Annotated in this window: 17 protein-coding genes, 1 pseudogene and 1 riboswitch; of the genes and pseudogenes, 11 read left to right on the forward strand and 7 right to left on the reverse strand. The window is 73.1% G+C overall.

Features of this window, described 5'->3' with window-relative positions:
- Window positions 1-115 precede the first annotated feature (115 nt).
- The 8 genes from NH2_RS06230 (at window position 116) to gcvP (ending at window position 8,929) form a co-directional block, all read left to right on the forward strand.
- Window positions 116-742, forward strand: a complete 627-nt coding sequence (locus NH2_RS06230) for a CDP-alcohol phosphatidyltransferase family protein (protein WP_067649671.1) — start codon at window positions 116-118, stop codon at window positions 740-742.
- The gene (gene gcvH / locus NH2_RS06235; protein WP_067649674.1) at window positions 739-1,137 is read left to right on the forward strand and encodes a glycine cleavage system protein GcvH; all 399 of its coding nucleotides are present in this window, start codon (window positions 739-741) and stop codon (window positions 1,135-1,137) included. The genes NH2_RS06230 and gcvH overlap by 4 nt, the downstream gene beginning before the upstream one ends.
- Window positions 1,138-1,303: 166 nt before the next feature.
- Window positions 1,304-1,789: a glycogen accumulation regulator GarA gene (garA, locus tag NH2_RS06240; RefSeq protein ID WP_067649677.1), complete on the forward strand. Its 486-nt coding sequence runs from the start codon at window positions 1,304-1,306 to the stop codon at window positions 1,787-1,789.
- A 121-nt stretch (window positions 1,790-1,910) separates the two neighbouring features.
- On the forward strand, window positions 1,911-2,669 hold the full coding sequence (gene ftsR / locus NH2_RS06245) for a transcriptional regulator FtsR (protein ID WP_067649680.1): 759 nt from the start codon (window positions 1,911-1,913) through the stop codon (window positions 2,667-2,669).
- A gap of 166 nt (window positions 2,670-2,835) precedes the next feature.
- The gene (locus NH2_RS06250) at window positions 2,836-3,309 is read left to right on the forward strand and encodes a bifunctional nuclease family protein (RefSeq protein ID WP_067649689.1); all 474 of its coding nucleotides are present in this window, start codon (window positions 2,836-2,838) and stop codon (window positions 3,307-3,309) included.
- A 248-nt stretch (window positions 3,310-3,557) separates the two neighbouring features.
- Window positions 3,558-4,115 (forward strand): MerR family transcriptional regulator, encoded by a 558-nt coding sequence (locus tag NH2_RS06255; RefSeq protein ID WP_157103630.1) that lies wholly within the window; start codon window positions 3,558-3,560, stop codon window positions 4,113-4,115.
- A gap of 88 nt (window positions 4,116-4,203) precedes the next feature.
- Window positions 4,204-5,556 carry a M14 family zinc carboxypeptidase gene (locus NH2_RS06260; RefSeq protein ID WP_157103631.1) on the forward strand — a complete coding sequence of 451 codons (1,353 nt, stop codon included), beginning with the start codon at window positions 4,204-4,206 and terminating at the stop codon, window positions 5,554-5,556.
- A 350-nt stretch (window positions 5,557-5,906) separates the two neighbouring features.
- A riboswitch (glycine riboswitch) is annotated at window positions 5,907-6,006 on the forward strand.
- Between the two features lie 124 nt (window positions 6,007-6,130).
- Window positions 6,131-8,929 carry an aminomethyl-transferring glycine dehydrogenase gene (gene gcvP, locus NH2_RS06265; RefSeq protein ID WP_067649696.1) on the forward strand — a complete coding sequence of 933 codons (2,799 nt, stop codon included), beginning with the start codon at window positions 6,131-6,133 and terminating at the stop codon, window positions 8,927-8,929.
- Between the two features lie 159 nt (window positions 8,930-9,088).
- On the opposite strand, the gene NH2_RS06270 is transcribed toward gcvP, so the two are convergent.
- The 7 genes from NH2_RS06270 to NH2_RS06295 all read right to left on the reverse strand — a co-directional run bounded on the left by NH2_RS06270 (window position 9,089) and on the right by NH2_RS06295 (window position 14,679).
- Window positions 9,089-10,750 carry a VWA domain-containing protein gene (locus tag NH2_RS06270; protein WP_218021665.1) on the reverse strand — a complete coding sequence of 554 codons (1,662 nt, stop codon included), beginning with the start codon at window positions 10,748-10,750 and terminating at the stop codon, window positions 9,089-9,091.
- Between the two features lie 69 nt (window positions 10,751-10,819).
- Window positions 10,820-11,077 (reverse strand): WhiB family transcriptional regulator, encoded by a 258-nt coding sequence (locus NH2_RS06275; RefSeq protein ID WP_067649697.1) that lies wholly within the window; start codon window positions 11,075-11,077, stop codon window positions 10,820-10,822.
- A gap of 22 nt (window positions 11,078-11,099) precedes the next feature.
- Window positions 11,100-11,642 (reverse strand): HNH endonuclease, encoded by a 543-nt coding sequence (locus tag NH2_RS06280; RefSeq protein WP_067649698.1) that lies wholly within the window; start codon window positions 11,640-11,642, stop codon window positions 11,100-11,102.
- 54 nt (window positions 11,643-11,696) lie between these two features.
- Window positions 11,697-11,843: a hypothetical protein gene (locus NH2_RS28580; protein WP_157103632.1), complete on the reverse strand. Its 147-nt coding sequence runs from the start codon at window positions 11,841-11,843 to the stop codon at window positions 11,697-11,699.
- A 127-nt stretch (window positions 11,844-11,970) separates the two neighbouring features.
- The gene (locus NH2_RS06285; RefSeq protein WP_067649701.1) at window positions 11,971-12,504 is read right to left on the reverse strand and encodes a DM13 domain-containing protein; all 534 of its coding nucleotides are present in this window, start codon (window positions 12,502-12,504) and stop codon (window positions 11,971-11,973) included.
- 85 nt (window positions 12,505-12,589) lie between these two features.
- The gene (ku, locus tag NH2_RS06290; protein WP_067649704.1) at window positions 12,590-13,552 is read right to left on the reverse strand and encodes a non-homologous end joining protein Ku; all 963 of its coding nucleotides are present in this window, start codon (window positions 13,550-13,552) and stop codon (window positions 12,590-12,592) included.
- Window positions 13,552-14,679: a lycopene cyclase family protein gene (locus NH2_RS06295; protein WP_067649706.1), complete on the reverse strand. Its 1,128-nt coding sequence runs from the start codon at window positions 14,677-14,679 to the stop codon at window positions 13,552-13,554. The genes ku and NH2_RS06295 overlap by 1 nt, the downstream gene beginning before the upstream one ends.
- A gap of 190 nt (window positions 14,680-14,869) precedes the next feature.
- Between NH2_RS06295 and NH2_RS29465 the strand changes: the two genes are divergently transcribed.
- From NH2_RS29465 to NH2_RS06310, 3 genes and pseudogenes are all read left to right on the forward strand, one after another.
- Window positions 14,870-18,565 (forward strand): MMPL family transporter, encoded by a 3,696-nt coding sequence (locus NH2_RS29465; RefSeq protein ID WP_218021666.1) that lies wholly within the window; start codon window positions 14,870-14,872, stop codon window positions 18,563-18,565.
- Between the two features lie 228 nt (window positions 18,566-18,793).
- The gene (locus NH2_RS06305) at window positions 18,794-20,425 is read left to right on the forward strand and encodes an ABC-F family ATP-binding cassette domain-containing protein (protein WP_067649709.1); all 1,632 of its coding nucleotides are present in this window, start codon (window positions 18,794-18,796) and stop codon (window positions 20,423-20,425) included.
- Between the two features lie 191 nt (window positions 20,426-20,616).
- Window positions 20,617-20,820: pseudogene (locus tag NH2_RS06310) on the forward strand (helix-turn-helix domain-containing protein); the annotation flags it as partial.
- Window positions 20,821-20,880 lie beyond the last annotated feature (60 nt).

The following is a 20,880-nucleotide window of genomic DNA, read 5'->3' on the forward strand; positions in this document are numbered from 1 at the left end:
ACGTCCGTTTCGCCCGCGCCGCGGAAATGATCTTGCGCACACTCGCTGGTGCCGGGGTCGGGGAAACACCGGCCCGGCCGTGGCGCGGTGGCCGCCGGTGCGGTAAGCACGGGGCGTGACGAGCGACCGGATCCTCACCGTGCCCAACGTGCTGAGTGTGCTGCGCCTGGTCGGCGTCCCGGTCTTCCTCTGGTTGCTGCTCGTCGAGCGCGCCGACGGCTGGGCCTTCGCGCTGCTGATCGCGAGCGGCGTCACCGACTTCCTGGACGGCAAGCTGGCCCGGCTGCTCGACCAGTCCTCCCGGCTCGGCGCGCTGCTCGACCCCTTCGTGGACCGGCTCTTCCTGGTCACCACGCTGGCCGCCTTCGTGCTGCGCGACCTGCTTCCGCTCTGGGTGGCGCTGGTGCTCGTCGGCCGCGACCTGGTGCTGACCGCGACGCTCTCGATCTACCGGCGTCGCGAGCTGCCCCCGCCGGAGGTGATCTACCTGGGCAAGGCCGCCACCTTCGCGCTCATGTCGGCGCTGCCGTGGCTGCTGGCGGGGGAGATGGACTGGCCCGCCGACGGTTTCGGACGGGCCTTCGGCGGTGCCCTGTTGATCTGGGGCACGGCCGTGTACGTCTGGACCGGCCTGCTCTACCTCGGAAAGGCCATCGCGGTGGCGAGGGCGATCCCGCCGGTCGCCGGTGGCGGACCTCGCATAGAGTTGCCCCGACGTTCACGACGAAAGGACGGCCCGTGACCCTGACTCCGGAGGACCTGCGGTACACCGAGGAGCACGAGTGGGTGCGCCGGGTCGGCCCGGCGCGGGTCCGGGTCGGCATCACCGACTATGCCCAGTCACAACTGGGTGACGTCGTGTTCGTGCAGTTGCCCGAGGTCGACAAGGAGGTCGCCGCGGGCGACGGCATCGCGGAGGTGGAGTCGACCAAGAGCGTCTCCGACATCTACGCCCCGCTGGCCGCGAGAGTCGTTGCGGTGAACGGCGATCTGGGGTCGGAGCCGGAGGCGCTGAACAGCGACCCGTACGACGCCGGGTGGCTCTTCGAGCTGGAGGTCGCCGACGCGGGCGGCCTCGATGAAACGCTCGGTGAACTGCTCGACGCGGAGGGTTACCGAGGAGTTATCGGGGGCTGATCCGGCCTTCCCGGTTCTCCCTGCACAGCGACACCCTGGCAGGGTACGGTCGATGCCAACGCCATCGGCCGTCGCCGAGTGCGGAAATCCGGCGTCGCGGCACAGTCGTGTCGGACATGGCTTCACCTGCTTGCATGGATAATCAGGTTCGAGGAGGAGAGAAACGGTGAGCGAGAACAATGACCCGGGTTACGGGGAGAGCGCGGCCGAGACCACGTCGGTCTTCCGCGCGGATTTCCTGAACGAGGTCGACGCGTCGCGCTCCGCAGAGCCGACCGGCGAACAGCCGGTGCAGGGGGTCGAGGGGCTGCCCGTCGGGGCCGCCCTCCTGGTCGTCAAGCGGGGTCCCAACGCGGGTTCGCGATTCCTGCTGGACCAGCCGACCACGTCGGCGGGCCGCCATCCGGACAGCGACATCTTTCTCGACGACGTCACCGTGAGCCGTCGGCACGCCGAATTCCGGCAGGACGACGATTCGTTCCAGGTGGTCGATGTCGGCAGCCTGAACGGCACCTACGTCAACCGGGAGCCGGTGGACTCCTCGGAGCTGCAGAACGGCGACGAGGTCCAGATCGGCAAGTTCCGTCTGGTCTTCCTCACCGGGCCGCGGGCCTCGGTGAACGAGCCGTCGACGGGCGCGGGCAGCCGGTGAGACCGGCGGCGCCGGGGCAGGGCGGTGGGTCACCGCCGGGCCGCGGGCGCCGCGCACGGTTCCGGACGGAGGAAAGGGACGGATTGCGGTGACCGGGGCGGCGCAGTGGGCACGCGGAGGGATGTCGATCGGCTCCGTGCTGGATCTGCTGCGCCCCGATTTCCCGGACATCACCATCTCCAAGATCCGGTTCCTGGAATCCGAGGGGCTCATCCGCCCCGAGCGCACGCCGTCGGGGTATCGCCGCTTCTCGCCGGCGGACTGCGAGCGGCTGCGCTTCGTGCTCACCGCCCAGCGGGATCAGTACCTCCCGCTCAAGGTGATCAAGGAGCAGCTCGAAGCGATCGACAGTGGCGCCGCGACGCTCGGCGTGCGGGAGGCACGCGCGCGGGCGGCGGCGCCGGAGCGTCCGGCCGACCGCGCGCCGCGCGGTCCGGCGAGCGTGCCGCCGCCGCGCCGGCTCGGTGTCGTTCCGGGGGAGATCAGCGCGGACGAGCTGCGAGTGGACCACCAGATCCGGGTGACGAGGGCCGACCTGCTCGCGCAGGCGGAGATCACCGATGCCTTCCTCAACGATTTGATCCGCGCCGGGCTGATCACCCCCGGCGCGGCCGGCTTCTTCGACGGCGATGCCGTCACCCTGGCCAGGGTCGCGCGGGCGATGGCCGAGTTCGGGCTGGAGGCCAGGCACCTGCGCGCCTTCAAGCTGGCCGCCGATCGGGAGGCCGCGCTGGTGGCCCAGATCGTCGCGCCCATCGCCAAGAGCAGGGACGAGGGCGCGCGGGAGCGCGCCGAGGAGACCGTGCGCGAGCTGGCCGCGCTCTCGCTCACCCTGCACGCCTGCCTGGTGAAGGCGGGCGTGCGCGCGCTCGGTAGCTGACCCCGGCCCCGCCGGACCCCGGTCATGCTGGGGCAACGGTCTTCCGGCCCGGCGCACGGCGGAGATCCGGGTCATCGCGGTGCCGCTCGGAATTCGCTTAGACTCGTGGTGCGGCGAGCTCCGCGGCGTCATGCCGGTTGGCCGGCGAGGTATGGGAGGCAGTGCGATGAGCGAAATGCGCGTGATCGGCATCCGTGTGGAGCAGCCACAGAACCAGCCCGTGCTGCTGCTCCGCGAGGTCTCCGGCGACCGGTACCTGCCGATCTGGATCGGGCAGGCCGAGGCCACCGCGATCGTGCTGGAGCAGGAGGGCGTGACCCCGATCCGGCCGCTCACCCACGACCTGATCAAGCTGATCGTCTCCGAGCTCGGGCACACCCTCAAGGAGGTCCGCATCGTGGATCTGCAGGAGGGCACCTTCTACGCCGACCTGGTATTCGACAACGACAAGCGGATCTCCGCCCGCCCGTCCGACTCGGTGGCCATCGCGCTGCGCGTCGGCTGCCCGATCTATGCCGAGGAGCCGGTGCTGGAGGAGGCCGGGCTGGTGATGCCGGACGAGCGCGAGGACGAAGTCGAGAAATTCAAGGAATTCCTCGAGTCGGTTTCGCCCGATGATTTCAAGGCCACCGACAGCTGAGCCGGAAAATGTCTTGACCTGAGGTACAGGTCGAGACATTGACCGCGCGTCGCGTTTGGTTCGATGATGCCCTTCCACCGAGAATCAGGAAGAGTAATCTCGAAAGTTGGATCGGGACCCCAGGTGCGGGGAACCGGTGGTGACAAAGCCGGACGGTGACCAGAGCCGTGAGGTGAGCGCGGCTCGGTGCCGGGATGCATCGGGTGCGCGCCGGTCGGGTGCGGCGTCGCGTAGCAAGGGAGTGGTCAGTGGCAGAGGAATCGCAGGACGCAGTACAGCCAGGCCTGTTTCCCGACGACACGGTGCCCGACGATCTGGTCGGTTATCGCGTGCCCAGCGCCTGCCAGGTGGCCGGCATCACCTATCGTCAGCTCGACTACTGGGCCAGGACCGGCCTGGTGGTGCCGTCCGTCCGCGGTGCGGCCGGTTCGGGGAGCCAGCGGCTCTATTCCTTCAAGGACATCCTGGTCCTGAAGATCGTGAAGCGCCTGCTGGACGCCGGTATTTCCTTACAGAACATCCGGATCGCGGTCGATCATCTGCGCAGCAGGGGCGTGCAGGATCTGGCCGGGATCACGCTGTTCTCGGACGGCACCTCGGTCTACGAATGCACGTCGGCCGAGGAGGTCGTCGATTTACTGCAGGGCGGGCAGGGCGTCTTCGGAATCGCGGTGAGCGGCGCCATGCGGGAACTCACCGGCGTGATCGCCAACTTCCCGGCGGAGCGGGCCACCTCGGCCACCGACCGCCCGGAGGACGAGCTGGCATACCGTCGCAAGGCGAAATTGAACCGCAAGACCGGCTGAGCCACGGGGGACGGGCGGCGCCGGGCCGGGAGGGCCGGCCGGTGCCGCCGCGCAGCGGCTGGTGCGGATCGGCAGGTAAAGGGGGGACGTGAGCCAGGGGGACGTGATGGGGGTGGCCGAGGTCGTCGGCCGGGTCGGCCGGATCGACGCCTTCCCCACGGTGGACGAGCTGTACGCCTTCGCCGACCGGCTGGCCGCCGCGCACCCGGGCCGGGTGCGGATCAGCGAACTCGGCCGCTCCCGCGGCGGCACCCCGATCCGCGCGGTCCGCGTGGGGTCGGGCGGCCACGACATCCTGGTCTTCGGCAATCCGCACCCGAACGAGCCGATCGGGCTCGCCACCATCAGGCACCTGCTCGGCAGGCTGGCCGCGCCCGAGCACGACTGCCTCGGCGCCACCTGGCACTTCGTGCTCTGCGTCGATCCGGACGGCACCCGGCTGAACGAGGAGTGGTACGCCGGGCCGCACACCCGCACCGCGGTCGCGCGGCACTTCTACCGCCCGCCCGCGGCCGAGCAGCCGGAGTGGTGCTTCCCGACCACCTGGCGCGGGCGCCGGGTCGGGGTGCCGCTGCCGGAGACCGAGGCGCTGATGGCGCTCATCGACCGCACCCGGCCCGCGCTCATCGCCTCGCTGCACAACGCCGAGTTCGGTGGCGGGTTCTTCTACACCACCGGCGGCGACCCCGGGTACTGGGCGGCGCTCACCGAGCTGCTCGCGGCGGCCGAGCTGCCGCTGCACCGGGGCGAGCCGGACTCGCCGGGCGCGCGGGTGTGGGCGCCCGGCGTCTTCGAGCTGCCGCCGTTCGGGCAGATGGCCGAGGTGCTCGCCGCCGCGGGGGTGGAGCCGGTGGCGGCGCTCGGCGGCGGGGGCAGCCGCGACTACTCCGCCCGATTCGGCTCCGCGCTGCTGGTCAGCGAGTTGCCGCTGTGGATCGACCCGCGGGTCGCCGACCGCACCCCCGCCGACCGCTCGCTGGCCGATGTGCTCGCCGCCACCGCCGCCGACTACCGGGAGACCGGCGCCATCGTCGGCGCCGTGCTGCACCGGGTGGCCGGGGAGCTGAGCGGGCGGAGCCCGTTCGAGCGGGCGGTGCGCGCGGTGCTCGGCAATATCCCCGGGCTGGCCGCCGCCAAGGAGGCGCTTGGCCGGGAGCGGCCCGCCACGCTCGGCGAGATCTTCGTGGAGAAGTACGTCTGGACCGGCATGCTCCGGCTCCGGGTCGGCGGCATGCTGAGCCGGCTGCTCGCCGCCGAGGCCGGGGACTCGCCGCGCATCGCGGCCGAGCGGGACCGGTTCGCCGCGGTCTTCGCCGAGTGGTGCGCGGCCATCGACTCCGGCGCGCCCGGGTTCCGGGTGCCGATCGACCGGTTGGTCGCGGTGCAGGCGGCCGCCGTCGTCCTCGCCGCGGGGCGCGTGCGCGCCGGACTTCCGGTGTGACGCGGGGCGTCCGGAACACGGGCCCCGACACCGCCGATCGCCGGTGCCGGGGCGCGCTGCCCGCAGTGCCCGAGCGCGGGGCGCTGCCCGCAATGCGCGAGCGCGGGGCGCTGCCCGCAATGCCCGAAAGCGGGGCGCTGCCGCCGGGCCGCGTTCCCCGGCGACGTGAACCCAGGCTGGACCGTCGTCCGCCGGGCTGCGTTCCCGGCGACGTGGCCCCGAGCTGGGACCGTCGTCCGCCGGGTCGCGGCACCCGGGCGCGCCGGCATCCGCGCCGGACGTGACGAGCGCTACAGACCGGCGCGGGCGGGCGACCGGTCACCGCGTCGCGGCTTAGACTGACGGTGCGTCGTCGCCGTGCGGGAGAGTTCCGGCACCGACGAGGTCCGGGCGCCGAAGGAGCAGCACCTCCCCGTCAATCTCTCAGGCACCAGGGACCGTGCGGTCACCGGCGCCTCTGGAAAGCGGTGGCTCCGGGCCGCCCGCCGATGGGGAAAGGGGCCGGATCCGGCCGCCGAATCTCTCAGGCACCACGACAGAGGGGGAGGGCCCGCCGCCCGACCCTGGAGTAGCCGTGACCCGTTCCTTCGCCGACCGCCACATCGGCCCCGACGCGGCCGAGGTCGCCCGGCTGCTCGACGTGACCGGTGTCGCGTCGCTGGACGCCCTCGCCGCCGCCGCGCTGCCCGCCGACATCCTGGACGGCGGCGGCCTCGACGTGCTCCCGCCCGCCGCGGGCGAACACGAGGTGCTGGCCGAGCTGGCCGAGCTCGCCGCCGCGAACACCGTCGCCACCTCCATGATCGGGCTCGGCTACTACGACACCCTGACCCCGCCGGTGCTGCTCCGCAACCTGCTGGAGAATCCGGCCTGGTACACCGCCTACACCCCCTACCAGCCGGAGATCAGCCAGGGCAGGCTGGAGGCGCTGCTCAACTTCCAGACCATGGTCTGCGACCTGACCGGCATGGAGGTCGCCAATGCCTCCATGCTGGACGAGGCCACCGCCGCCGCCGAGGCCATGACGCTGCTGCACCGCGCGAGCCGCTCGAAGAGCAGCCGGGTGCTGGTGGACGCCGATGTCTTCCCGCAGACCCACACCGTCCTCGCGACCAGGGCCGAGCCGCTCGGGCTGGAGATCGTCGTCGCCGACCTGAGCAGCGGCGAGCTCCCGGACGGTGACTTCTTCGGCGTGCTCGTGCAGACCCCGGGCGCCTCCGGCCGGATCGTGGACTGGACCGGGCTGGTCGCCGCGGCGCACCAGCGCGGCGCCCTGGTCGCCGCCGGTGTCGACCTGCTGGCCGCGACCCTGGTGACGCCGCCCGGCGAACAGGGCGCGGACGTCTGCTTCGGCACCACCCAGCGCTTCGGCGTTCCCATGGGATTCGGCGGCCCGCACGCCGGCTACCTCGCGGTGCGCACCGCGCACGCCAGGCAACTGCCCGGCCGGCTGGTCGGGGTCTCGGTGGACGCCGACGGCGCCCCCGCCTACCGGCTCGCGCTGCAAACCCGCGAGCAGCACATCCGCCGGGAGCGCGCCACCTCCAATATCTGCACCGCCCAGGTGCTGCTCGCCATCGTGGCCGCCATGTACGCGAGCTACCACGGCGCCGACGGGCTGCGCGCCATCGCCCGCCGGGTGCACGGCCACGCCGCCGCGCTCGCCGCCGGGCTCGGCGCGGCGGTGGTGCACGGCAGCTTCTTCGACACCGTGCTCGCGCACGTCCCCGGCGGCGCCGACGCGGTGCTGGACAAGGCGCGCTCGCGCGGCATCAACCTGCGCCGGGTCGACGCCGACCACGTTGCCGTCGCCTGCGACGAGGCCACCACCGGCGCGCACATCGCCGCGGTGCTGGAGAGCTTCGGCGCCGCGGCGGAATCCGGCGGCGAGCCGGTCGAGATCGAAACCCGCGGCACCGCGTACCTGACCCACCCCGCCTTCACCCGGTACCACACCGAGACCGGCATGCTGCGCTACCTGCGTGCGCTCTCGGACAAGGACATCGCGCTGGATCGCAGCATGATCCCGCTCGGCTCGTGCACCATGAAGCTCAATGCCACCGCCGAGATGGAGCCCATCACCTGGCCCGGCTTCGCCCGGCTGCACCCGTACGCCCCCGCGGCCGACGCGGCCGGGACACTGCGGCTGATCGCCGACCTGGAGGGCTGGCTCTGCGCCATCACCGGCTACGACGCGGTGAGCCTGCAGCCCAACGCGGGCAGCCAGGGCGAGTACGCCGGGCTGCTCGCCATCCGCCGCTACCACCTCGATCGCGGGGACACGCACCGCGACACCTGCCTCATCCCGTCCAGCGCGCACGGCACCAATGCCGCCTCCGCGGCCATGGCCGGGCTGCGGGTGGAGGTGGTGCGCTGCCGGGAGAACGGCGACGTCGACCTGGACGACCTGCGCGCCAAGATCGGCGACCACGCCGAGCGGCTGGCCTGCATCATGATCACCTACCCCTCCACGCACGGCGTCTACGAGCACGAGGTCGCCGAGCTGTGCGCGCTGGTGCACGACGCCGGCGGGCAGGTATACGTGGACGGCGCCAATCTGAACGCGCTGGTCGGGCTGGCCCGGCCGGGTCGCTTCGGTGGCGACGTCAGCCACCTGAACCTGCACAAGACCTTCTGCATCCCGCACGGCGGCGGCGGGCCGGGCGTGGGCCCGGTGGCGGTGCGCTCGCACCTGGCGGCCTACCTGCCCGGCGATCCGCTGGTGACCGGGTCGCACGCGGTCTCCGCCGCGCACAACGGCTCGGCCTCGATCCTGCCGATCACCTGGGCCTACATCCGGATGATGGGCGCCGACGGGCTGCGCCGCGCCACCCTCACCGCCATCGCCTCCGCCAACTACATCGCCCGGCGGCTGGACGAGCACTTCCCGGTGCTCTACACCGGCGAGCACGGCATGGTCGCGCACGAGTGCATCCTCGACCTGCGCGCCATCACCAAGCGCACCGGCGTCACCGTCGACGACGTCGCCAAGCGGCTCGCGGACTACGGCTTCCATGCCCCCACCATGAGTTTCCCGGTGGCCGGGACACTCATGGTCGAGCCGACCGAGAGCGAGAACCTGGCCGAGCTGGACGAGTTCTGCGACGCCATGATCGCCATCCGCCGGGAGATCGACCAGGTGGGGTCCGGGGTGTGGCCCGCCGACGACAACCCCTTGCGCGGCGCCCCGCACACCGCCGAATCGCTGGTGGGGGCGTGGGACCACCCCTACTCCCGCGAGGTCGCGGTCTACCCGCGCGGGGTCGCGCACACCCGCGCCAAGGTGTGGCCGCCGGTGCGCCGCATCGACGGCGCCTTCGGCGACCGCAACCTGGTCTGCTCCTGCCCGCCGGTCGAGGCGTACGCCGACTGACCGCCGTGCGCTCGGCCATCGTGGTCGGCGCCCCTGGTTCACCGAGTGGGCCGCACACCGGAGCGCGCCGCACGGCATCGCGCCGCCCGGCCGCGAACCGCACCGTCGGCCCGGAGGGCGTGCTCCGGGTGGCGCGGGAGCCGGGGGCGCCGGTGCGGGTCAGGGGTTGGTGAGCGCCTGCACCACGGCGGTGCCGAACTTCAGGTCGTTGGTGCCTGGCACGGTGGCGTAGGTGCCGCCGGTGTTCGCGGCGAGGGTGCGCAGCGTATCGCCGTCACCGGTGCCGATCACCACCACGTCCACCCGGACCGGCGTGGATCCACCCGCCTCCGCGATCCGGGAGAGCAGCTCGGCGCCGGTGAGCGCGGAGTCGTCGTCGGGGCCGTCGGTGATGAGCAGGATGGAGTTGGTGCGGCCTGCGGCCGGTTCGGCCGCCACCTCCTGGTAGGCGGCGAGCAGCGTCGGGTACGCCTGATCGGTCGTGGAGTCCGACGGCTTGACCGCGTTGAGCGCGGTGTCCAGGGTGCTGCGCTGGGCGTCGGTGAGCGCGGCGGTCGGGGTCTGCACCTGGTACGGCCTGCTGCCGTCCAGGTTCTTGCCGAAGGTCCAGACGCCGAGCCCGAAGTCGGGCGGCAGGGTGGTGAGCGAGGAGCGCAGCGCGGCCAGCGAGTTCGCCAGCCGGGTCATGGCCCCCTCCCTGGTGCCCATGGACGACGAGACATCCAGCAGTACCGTGGTGCTCACCCCGAGCACCGGGTTCTCCACGGTCTGGCGCACGGCGTCGAGCGTGGCCTTGTCCGGTCCGGGCACGGCCATGGGCGCGGTGAACCCGGCCTGGGCGAGCAGCGCGGCCTGCGCGGGGGCGCGCAGGTAGTCGGTGAAGAGCCCGGCGATCAGGTTCTCGGTCTCGTCCACCCAGCCGCCGGTCATCAGCGCGGCCGGGTAGTCGGCGAGCGGGGCGGCCCCGATCGGCCGGTAGATCGCGGCCCCGGCCTGCGCCCGCACCTGCTGCTCGGTGGCGGCGACGGCGTGCACGGGGGCGTCCGGATTGTCGGAGGCGGCCTGGATGAGCGCGGTCAGCGGGTCCGCGGACTGCGGCGCCTCGGCGGCCAGCACGGAAATGGCCGAGACCACCTGACCGGTGCGCGCGGCCTCGACGGTGAGCGGGTCGGCGCCGGAGAGCGACGAGCCGACGGCGACCGCGGCCGCGGTGGAGGTGTCGCCCGCGGGCAGCGCCATCCGCAGCCCGCCCCAGCCACTCAGCCCGAGATCGCCGAGCGACCCCTGCTGCAGCCGAGGCAGATCCGACCACGCCGCCTTGGCCTGGTCGAGCGCGGCGCGCAGCGGCTCGGAGACCGCGAGCACGATGGCGCTGGTCGCTACCGAGGTGGGGTTTCCCTCGATCAGCCCAGGCACCCGGACCGCCTCCACCGAGCGGGTGGAGTCCGGGATCCAGAGCGCGGGCTGGGCGCCGAGCGGCGAGGTCCAGGTGCCCGACGCGAAGGCGGCGGCGACGTCGGCGGAGGCGCGGGCGGTCACGTGCACCTCGGCGCAGTGGTCGCGCACGCGGGGCGCGGTGGCGTTGTAGCGGTCGGCGATCGCCCGGACCGGATCGGCGAGCACCGGGTCGACCGTCACGTCCAGCGTGGCGGTGCCCTCCACGCACTCCGCGGCGGCGGCGGTGTCGCGGCTGTCGCCGCGGTCGCGCAGCTGGAACCAGCCCACGACCGCCACGATCAGCACCACCACCGCCACCACTGCGGCGATCACGCCTGCGCTGACGCCCCGCGAACCGGATTCGCTGCTGCGATGAGTTCCCACGGAGCGGCAGTCTATGTGGCGTCCGGGGGTGCGCGCCGCCACCGCTGTTCCGGCGGCGGCGCGCACCGTTCACTCCCGCACGAGCCGGCCGCGGTCGTACTCGCGGCCGCCCCAGACCCCGGACTGGCCGGTGTCCGCGGCGAACTCGGCGCACCCGGCGCGAATCGGGCAATTCGCGCAGATCGCCCGGGCGTAGCCGAAGTCCTCCGACGGGTACGGGAACCATGCCTCGTGGTTCGGGTCGCCCCGGCACGCGGCCCGGTGCCAGCCCCGCGCGTCCGAGAGCGGGAGCAGTACGGCCAGGGTGGTAGCGGTGTCGACGGTCACGTCCCTCTCCTTTCTCGGGTGGTCACTCGGCGAGCCGGCGCCAGATGTCCCGCTGCCGTTTGGCCAGCGGGTCGGGGGCCTTCGGCTGCCAGAGCAGTCTCAGCCCCGCCTCCTCGGGCGTCCGGTTCGCCTTGGCGGTGTTGCAGGGCGCGCAGCAGGCGACGAGGTTGGCCCAAGTGTTCGGGCCGCCCCGGCTGCGCGGCCGGATGTGGTCGACGGTGTGCGCCCGCGCGCCGCAGTAGCCGCAGCGCCGGTCGTCGCGGCGCAGCACGCCCGCCGCGGTCGCCGGGCTCTCGTCGTGCACGGCGGGCCGCTGCGCCACGTGCACGTACCGCAGCAGCCGGATGGTCTCCGGCAGCGCGATCTCGCAGCGCTGCGAGCGAATCGGGAAGTAGGGCTCGCGGGCGAACATGGCCTCCGCCGCCCCGGCGAGCACCAGGGTGACAGCGCGGTCGGCGGTGACCTCGTGCAGCGCCTCGTAGCTGGCATTCAGCACGAGCACGGCGGCGTGGATCCAGTTCTCGGCGGTGGGGGGAGGGTGCGCGGAAACGACGGAGAGCGTCATGGGACACCGGCCTTCGGGGTCGGGCGAGCGAGGAGGAAGCGGAGCGGCGCCGGGTCAGGCGGCCGGGTTGCCCTGGACGCCGTACCGCTGCCGCCGGTGGCCGGGCGGTGTCCGCGATTCGGTGCCCGCCGCGGCCTCGGTGAGGCGGCGGCCGTCACGATGCACACCGCGCATTCCGTCTCCGGGGTAGCTGTCGATCACGGCCGTCACCTCCTTCGCTGTGCTCGTTCCGCCCGATCGGCGGTATGCGGACATGGTGGCACACCGGATCGGCGGCTGTCCGCTCATTTTTTCGCCGGAAAGGGCGCTCGCGCAGCGGCTCCCGGGGTCAGACCGGGCGCAGCTCGGCGGCGCCGAAGGAGACGTCGAAGCGGTCGCACCAGATGGTGACGCTGGTCACCGCGGCGAGATCGGTCTGCGGCGGGATGGGGTAGTTCTGGTTGCCGCGGTTGCCCTTCAGCGCGCCGAGGTCGGTGTGCGCGCCGTCGTCGAAGACGAACCAGCCGTCCCTGCCCAGCAGCACCGGGGCGTCGGTGAGCCAGACGTGCAGGTCGGGGCCGTCGGAGGTGTCCAGGTTCTCCAGCCGGAGCACCCGGCTGCCGTCCGGCAGCGCGATCACCGCCGCGGAGCCGGTGGTGCCGTGCTCGTGCGCGATCAGATCGCCGCGCGCGAGCAGCCGGGGCTGCACGTCCGGGACGCCGGAGCCGGTGCTCGGCAGTACCGGCGCGGCCTCGTTCACGGTGGTGTTCGTGACCAGCCGCCATGGCTGGAACAGGGCGAGCCCGGCGACGACGCCGAGCAGCGCGACGGCGGTGACAGCCCAGGTGAGGGGTGTGCGGGCGAGGGCACGGATGCGGGACACGGAGCCTCCTGTGCGAGCGCGTCCGGTACGCGCCGTCGGACGCCCGACCCTAGCGACTTCGCGCCCGCGCAGCAGTACCGGAGCGTCAGGCGCCTTTACGCTCCTGCGCCTTCTTGGCGGGCGCCTTGCGCGCGGTGGTCTTCTTCGCGGTGCTCTTGCTCGCGGTCTTCTTGGCGGCGGTCTTCTTCGCCGGTTCCTTGGCGGCGGCCTTGCTCGCGGTCTTCTTGGCGGGCGCCTTCTTGGTCGCGCCACCACCCGCGGCCCGGCGCCCGCTCGCCTCCAGACTGCGCTGCAGCGCCGCCACCAGATCCACCACCTCGGCGTCGACCTGCTCCTTCTCCGGCTCGGGGCGGCTCACCAGGGTGTCCGAGCCATTGGCGATGGCCTCGTCCAGCACCTTGCGCAGCTCGATCTGGTACTCGTCGGTGAACTGCTCCGGCTCGAAGTCGTCGGACATCGACTCCACCAGCGTCTCCGCCATGGAGATCTCCTGCGGGCGCGGCTTCGAGGCGTCCTGCAGCGATTCGAAGTCGACCGCGCGCACCTCGTCCGGCCAGAGCAGGGTCTGCAGCAGCAGCACCCCGTCGTGCACCCGGAGCGCCGCCAGCCTGGTCTTCTGCCGCAGCGTGAAGTGCACGAGCGCGGTGCGGTCGATGCGCTCCAGGGTCGCGGCGAGCAGCACGTACGCCTTGGGCGTCGTGGAATCCGGCTCCAGGTAGTAGCTCTTCTCGAACAGGATCGGGTCGATCTGCTCGGATGGCACGAACTGCAGCACCGGGATCTCGTGTTTCTCCGCCGCGGGGAGCTTGGCGAAGTCCTCGTCGGTGAGCACGACCTTCGCGCCCTCCGGCGATTCGTAGGCCTTGTCGATATCGGCGTACTGCACGGATTCCCCGCACACGCTGCACACCCGGTCGTACTTGATCCGCCCGCCGTCCTTGGCGTGCACCTGATGGAACCGGATGTCGTGGTCCTCGGTGGCGGTGTAGACCTTCACCGGGACGTTCACCAGCCCGAACGCGATCGAGCCCTTCCAGATAGCCCGCATCACTCCATCATGGCCGAACCGCCCGGTCTCTGCGAGAGGACGCGCAGGTCGAGGGTTGCGCGAGCCACCGTGAGCCGGGTGCGGCGGGGGAGCCGCGGGAAGAGCCCGGCCATGGCGGCGAGCACCCCGGGCAGGTCGTCCGGGCCGGAGAGGTAGGCGCGCTGGCGGTGCGGCGGCAGGGTGAAGAAGGCGTCGAAGAAGTCAGGGACGCGCTCCGGCGGCAGGGCGAGCAGCGCCCGCAGCCCGGCCGCGCGCAGCACCGCGACCGCCCTGGCGCGCGGGGTCCAGTACGTCCCGCCGGTGGCGACGGTGTCGGCGGCGGCGAGCGCGGCGGCGACGCTGTAGCCGGTAGCCGGGTGCAGGAGGCCGCCCGCCGCGCCGAAGCGCTCCCGGCCCGGCCGCCCGCCCTGCACCGGGAAGCGGACCCGTTCGATCTCCTCGGCGCCGGTCAGGGTGATGTCGCGGGCGGTGAGGCGGTGGTGCAGGCGGCGGCGCAGTTCGCCGTCGTCCAGGGCCGGGCGCCCGGCCAGGCAGGTCTCCTCGAGCAGGACGGTGCCCGCGTCGAGGGGGACGGCGTAGAGGAAGGAGGGCGGGGCGGCGGGGTCGGCGCCGTTGTCGCGGCGCCAGTCCATGAAGAGCGTCTCGGTGCCGTGCACCCGCGCGGCGGGGACGAGCACGCCGTGCGCCGTCTGCTCGGCGCGGGCCGGGTCGCGGCGCAGGCCGCGCGCGTCGACGACCCGCTCGGCGCGCAGCTCGGTGCCGGCGGCCAGGGTCACGCTGTGCGGCTCGCAGCGCACCGCCCGGTCGGCGAAGACCGTCGCGCCGTCGGGGGCGAGCGCCGCCTGGAGCCGCCCGGTGTCGAGTACCGCGTAGGCGCGGGCGAGGCGGTGTTCGCTGCGCCCCCACGCCACCGGCTCCGGCACCGTCGCCGCGATCACGCCCCGATCGAGCCAGCCGGGAAGCTCGTCCGCCCACACCGCGTAGGTGGCCCGCCAGCGCCGCTCCGGCGCCGGGTCGACCACCGCGACCGTGCGGCCGTGCGCCAGGCACCGGTGCGCCAGCGCGCGCCCGGCCGGCCCCTGGCCGCAGACCACGACGTCGAACACCCCGTGTGCGGAATCCGCCATACTGCTCCTCCGGTTTCGCCCGGCAGCCTATCGTCCGCCGGTGCCGCCGCCCGGTGCGACGGGAATCACCTTCGCGCTCAGCGACGTTGCGGCGGGCATTGTTACTATCGCCGCGTGCCGGGCCGGTACGGCGGTGATCGCCCAGGTCGGCGGCGCGAAACGTGACGATCGCAGGACGAGGGGACTCTCGGTGTTCGAACTGACCAGGCGCCGCGCCCGGGTGCTCCTCGTCGTCTTCGCGGCGCTCGCCCTCGGCCTCGGCGCGTTCGGATCGGGGCTGTTCGACAAGGTGCAGGGCGGCGGCTACAGCGATCCGGGCAGTGAATCCGCCCGTGCCGCAACGGTTCTGCGCGATACCTTCGGCGAGGCGGCGCCCAACCTGGTGCTGCTCGTCGAGACCGGCTCCTCGGTGGACGACGCCGCCGCGGCCGCCGCCGCCACCACCCTCGCCCGCGACCTCGCCGCGGAGCCGGGCGTGGCCCGCGTCAGCTCCTACTGGACCGACGGCAAACCAGCAGCACTGCGCAGCGCCGACGGCAGCAAGGGGCTGATCGTCGCCGGTGTGCTCGGCACCGAGCCCGAGGTGGACGCGCGGATCGGCGACCTCGCCGAGCGCTTCGGCGGCGCGCACGACCCGGTCCAGGTCCGGGTCGGCGGCTACGCCATGCTGCTGCGCGAGACGGTGCAGCAGACCGAGAAGGACGTCGTGCTCGGCGAATCCATCGCCTTCCCGGTCACGCTGATCGCGCTGCTCTTCGTCTTCGGCGGGCTGGTCGCCGCCGCGCTGCCACTGGTGGTCGCCGCCGTCACCGTGCTGCTCACGGTGGGCGCGCTCACCGCCGTCGCGAGCCTCACCGATGTCGCCGCCACCGCGAGCAATGTCGCCACCCTGCTCGGCCTCGGCCTCGCCATCGACTACAGCCTGCTGCTGATCAGCCGATTCCGCGACGAACTCGACGGCGGCGCCGAGCCGGCGGCCGCGCTCGCCGCGACCATGCGCTCCGCCGGGCGGACCGTCGCCTTCTCCGCCGTCACCGTCGCCATCGCGCTCGCCGGGCTGCTGTTCTTCCCGCTGGTGGCGGTGCGCTCGATGGGGTATGCCGGGCTGCTGGTCGCGGCGCTCGCCGCGGTGGTCTCGCTGACCGTGCTGCCCGCGCTCCTGCTGCTGCTCGGGCCCCGGATCGACAGCGGGCGGCTGCGCCCGCGCCGCCGCGCCACCGGCGCCGCCGCCGACGGCTTCTGGCACCGGCTGGCCACCCTGGTCATGCGCCGCCCGCTGCCCATCGGGCTCGCCGTCGCCGCTCTGCTGCTGCTCCTCGGCGCGCCGTTCCTGCACGTCAACCTGGGATTCCCGGACGAGCGGGCACTGCCGGGGGACATGGCGTCGCGGCAGATCGCCGAGACGCTCGCCGCCGATTTCGGGATCACCGAGCAGAACGGGCTCTTCGCCGTGCTGCCGGACTCCGCCGACGGCGTCGGCGGGTACGCCACCGCGCTCTCCGAACTGCCCGACGTGCGCCGCGTCGACACCGTCACCGGCAGCTACGCGGGCGGGGCGCAGTTCGCCGCGCCCGGCCCGCTGCACTCCGGCTTCGGCGCGGACGGCGCCGCCTACCTGACCATCGTCCCCGCCACCGACGACCCCGCCGCGCTCGACCGCCTGGTCGACGAGGTGCGCGCGGTGCCTGCCCCCTCGCCGGTGCTGATCGGCGGCCTCGCCGCGACCAATGGCGACGCGCTGGCCTCGGTCACCGCCGCGCTGCCCTGGGCGCTCGGCTTCGTGATCGTGCTCATGCTCGTCGCGCTCTTCCTGCTCACCGGCAGCGTGGTGCTCCCGGTGCTGGCGCTGATCCTGAGCGCGCTCAGCCTCACCGCCACCTTCGGCGCGCTGGTCTGGATCTTCCAGGACGGGCATCTCTCCGGGCTGCTCGACTTCACCGTCACCGGCGACCTGCCGCCCACCGTCCCGGTCATGCTCTTCGGCGTCGCCTTCGGCCTCGCCATGGACTACCAGGTATTCCTGCTCAGCCGGATCGGCGAGGAGTACCGGCGCACCGGCGACAGCGAGGCCGCGGTGGCGCTCGGGCTGGAGCGGATCGGGCGGATCGTCACCGCCGCCGCCGTCCTCATCTCGCTGGTGCTGCTCGGCTTCCTCGCCTCCGACATCACCTTCATGAAGGCGTTCGGCATCGGGTTGCCGCTCGCCGTCCTGGTCGACGCCACCCTGGTGCGCGGGTTCCTGTTGCCCGCCGGGATGAAGCTGCTCGGGGATCGCGTGTGGTACGCGCCCGGGTTCCTGCGCCGGGTGCACGAGCGGTTCGGGTTCGGCGAGGGTTCGCCGGAGCCGGTTGCGGCCGCCGCGCCCGCGCGGTGGTTGATCGACGAGAAGCCGAGCGTTTCGCCCGCTCCGGTTCCGGCGCGGGAGTCGTCGGCGTTCCGGTCCGGGACGCGGGATCGGTCCGCCGTCGAGCGGAGTGGTTCGGCGGCCGCGCGGGCGGTGCCGTCCGGGGTTCGCGGGGGTTCGGCGCGTTCGGCCGAGGTCGCGGAGGTCGGCGAAGCCATTGCCTCGGTGGAGCCCGAGGCGGTGTCGCCCGCGGCCCCCGAGCCCACCGTGCGGAAGGGCGGTGTCGCCGCGTCCGCTGCCGAGAAGGCGTCGCCCGCGCCCGCCGAGCCCGTCGTCTCGAAGGAGGATGTCGCCGCGCCCGTCGCTGAAGCGGTGCCGGAGGCTGGTGAGCCCGCCTGTCCGGAGAGCGGTGTCGCGGCGCGCGTCGCCGAGGTCGATCGCACGCCGGATGTGCCCGACGCGGACCGCGACGCCTTGCCGGTTGCCGACGTCGATGCAGCGGCGACCGCTGCGGACCCGGTCGTCGAGCCGAGCAAAGGGGCGGGGGCGAAGTCCGGCGAGACGGTCGCCGCGGACTCGGCCGACGCGGCGGCTGCGGACAAGGGCTCGGTCACCGCGACCGCTGCCGGAACTGCCATGGTGGAGGTGCCCGGTCGGGCTGCGGCTGCGGAGACCGTTCCCGCCGAGCAGGCGACAGTGCGGAAGCGCACGCCGCGGAGGGCTGTCGTGACAGAGCCCGTCGAGGCCGAGGCTCCCCTCGAGAAGGCGCCCGCCAAGCGTGCGCCGCGCAAGGCGGCCGAGGCATCGGCCGCGGCGGTGGGCGGGGCGCCTGCCAAGCGCGCGGCGCGGAAGACGCCCGCCGAGAAGACGGCCGCGGCCGTCGCGGCGGACGAGGCGACGCCCGCGAAGAAGGCTGCCCCGCGTAAGACCGCTGCGCGCAAGCGGGTGGTCTCGGAACCGCAGGCACCGGTCGAGGGCGCAGCTCCCGTCCCGTCGGCGGCCCCTGCCGGTGCCGAGCCGACGCCCGTGAAGAAGGCTGCTCCGCGTAAGACCGCCCGCAAGGCGGCCGCTCCGCAGGCCGAGGTGCCGCTCGAGGCCCCCGCCGCCCAGGCTCCTGCCCCTGCCGGGGACGAAAACGCCCCGGCGAAGAAGACCGCGCCCCGCAAGGCGCCTGCCCGGAAAACGGCAGCGTCGGCGGCGGCTCCCGCCCGCAAGACGGCGGCACGGAAGACGCCGGCCAAGCGGGCGCCCCGCAAGGCCGCACCTCCGGCCCCCGCGCCGCAGCCGGAGTTCTCGGCCGACGCCGCCCTCCCAGTCGAACCCGCCCCTCCCGCCGAGGCCCCGACACCACTGCCGCTCTTCTCCGACGCGACCCCGCTCGCACCCGAAACCCCCTCCACCACAACCGCTCCCGCGAAGAAGGCAGCGGCCAAGCGCACGACCGCGCGTAAAACCTCCGCGAACGGCGCGACCAGAACCCCGGCCGGGCGCGCACCCCGCAAGACCACCGCGGCGCCGAAGGCCCCGGAGGAAACCCCGTAGCGTCGTCCGGCGGCGAACAGCGCGCCGCCGATCCGAACCGTCTCCTCGGCGAGGAGCCGGCTGCGCCCAGCGGACCGGCGCACTCCGACCGGACAGATCGGCAGCCCCGGCGGGGCCCCGCACGGCGACCGGTAAAATCGGTGGTTCCGGGGCGCCTGGGCCGCGCACACTGCGCGAAGAGAACCGATCGGCCCCGCCGTCCGAGACGAAAAGCGAGGAGATTTTCCTGTGATCACCGCGACCGACCTGGAGGTCCGGGCCGGAGTCCGCACCCTGCTCACCGCGCCCGGCTCGGCGCTGCGGGTGCAGAACGGCGACCGGATCGGCCTGGTCGGCCGGAACGGCGCGGGGAAGACCACCACGCTGCGCATCCTGGCGGGCGAGGGCGAGCCCTATGCGGGCACGGTGATCCGCTCGGGCGATGTCGGCTACCTTCCGCAGGATCCGCGCGAGGGCGACCTGGACGTGCTGGCCAGGGACCGGGTGCTCTCCGCCCGCGGCCTGGACGCGCTGATCCGGCAGATGGAGAAGCAGCAGGCGCTGATGGCCGAGGTCGCCGACGATGCCGAGCGGGAGCGCGCGGTGCGCAAGTACGGCAGGCTGGAAGAGCGCTTCTCCGCACTCGGCGGCTACGTCGCGGAGAGCGAGGCGGCCCGGATCTGCAGCAGCCTCGGGTTGCCGGACCGGGTACTCGGCCAGGCGCTGCGCACCCTCTCCGGCGGCCAGCGCCGCCGCATCGAGCTGGCCCGCATCCTCTTCGCCGCCTCGGACGGCAGCGGCGGCCGCTCGGACACGGTGCTGCTGCTGGACGAGCCGACCAACCACCTCGACGCCGACTCCATCACCTGGCTGCGCGGCTTCCTGCAGAACCACGACGGCGGGCTCATCGTGATCAGCCACGACGTCGAGCTGCTCGCCGACGTGGTGAACAAGGTGTGGTTCCTGGACGCGGTGCGCGGCGAGGCCGACGTCTACAACATGAGCTGGCAGAAGTACCTGGACGCGCGCGCCACCGACGAGCAGCGCCGCCGCCGCGAGCGCGCCAACGCCGAGAAGAAGGCCTCCGCGCTCAAGGCGCAGGCCGCCAAGCTCGGCGCCAAGGCGACGAAAGCCACTGCGGCGCAACAGATGGCCAAGCGCGCCGACCGGCTGCTCGCGGAGCTGGACGACGTGCGGGTCGCCGACAAGGTGGCCAGGATCAAGTTCCCGGAGCCGGCCGCCTGCGGCAAGACCCCGCTCATGGCCTCGAACCTGACGAAGATGTATGGCTCGCTGGAGATCTTCACCGGCGTCGACCTGGCGATCGACCGCGGCAGCCGGGTGGTGGTGCTCGGGCTGAACGGCGCGGGCAAGACCACGCTGCTGCGGCTGCTGGCCGGGGTCGAGCAGCCGAGCGCCGGGCAGCTGGACCCGGGGCACGGCCTCAAGGTGGGCTACTTCGCCCAGGAGCACGACACCCTCGACGATCGCGCCACCGTCTGGGAGAACATCAGGCACGCCGCGCCGGACGCGGGCGAGCAGGAGCTGCGCGGCCTGCTCGGCGCCTTCATGTTCACCGGGCCGCAGCTGGAACAGCAGGCGGGCACGCTCTCCGGCGGCGAGAAGACCAGGCTGGCGCTGGCCGGGCTGGTCTCCTCGGCGGCGAACGTGCTGCTGCTGGACGAGCCGACGAACAACCTGGACCCGGTCTCCCGGGAGCAGGTGCTGGACGCGCTGCGCACCTACGCGGGCGCGGTGGTGTTGGTGACGCACGATCCGGGTGCGGCCGAGGCGCTGAATCCGGAGCGCGTGATCCTGCTCCCGGACGGCGCCGAGGACCACTGGTCGGCCGAATATCTGGAATTGATTCAGCTCGCGTGAGTTTCATCACAAATCGCCGTTGATCGTGGCCGGTGCCTTGTCTAGCCTGGAATGAGCGCTGCTCGGCGACTCGGAGGAAGCCAATGAGCGACAGGCCCACACGCAAGGATCGGCCCGGAACCGGCAAGACTGCCGCGCCCAGGACAGCCTCTACCAGATCGGCCGGCGCGAAGGCCGCCGGTGAGCCGCCGCTCGCGAAGGGAACCCGGGTCACCGGGAAGTCCCGCGATCGGCTGCAGTCCCAGCTCAAGAAGCAGTACGAAGCCGGAGCCAGCATCCGATCGCTGGCCCAGTCGACCGGCCGCTCGTACGGCTTCATCCACAATGTGCTCGTGGAATCGGATGTGCAATTGCGCAGCCGCGGCGGAGCGAACCGGCGCAAGGCAGCGTCCTAGCGCCGGACTCCGGCGGTGCCCGGCTCGTCCGGGTGGCTCGGCTGTGCCCGGGAACGATTG

The organism is Nocardia harenae NBRC 108248 (assembly GCF_001612885.1).
Classification (GTDB): domain Bacteria; phylum Actinomycetota; class Actinomycetes; order Mycobacteriales; family Mycobacteriaceae; genus Nocardia; species Nocardia harenae.

Excerpts from the sequence above, each read along its gene's own strand:
- NH2_RS06280 (WP_067649698.1), bottom strand. The coding sequence starts at position 11,642 with ATGACGCTCTCCGTCGTTTCCGCGCACCCTCCCCCCACCGCCGAGAAC.
- ku (WP_067649704.1), bottom strand. The coding sequence starts at position 13,552 with ATGCGGGCTATCTGGAAGGGCTCGATCGCGTTCGGGCTGGTGAACGTC.
- NH2_RS06295 (WP_067649706.1), bottom strand. The coding sequence starts at position 14,679 with ATGGCGGATTCCGCACACGGGGTGTTCGACGTCGTGGTCTGCGGCCAG.
- ftsR (WP_067649680.1), top strand. The coding sequence starts at position 1,911 with ATGTCGATCGGCTCCGTGCTGGATCTGCTGCGCCCCGATTTCCCGGAC.
- NH2_RS06250 (WP_067649689.1), top strand. The coding sequence starts at position 2,836 with ATGAGCGAAATGCGCGTGATCGGCATCCGTGTGGAGCAGCCACAGAAC.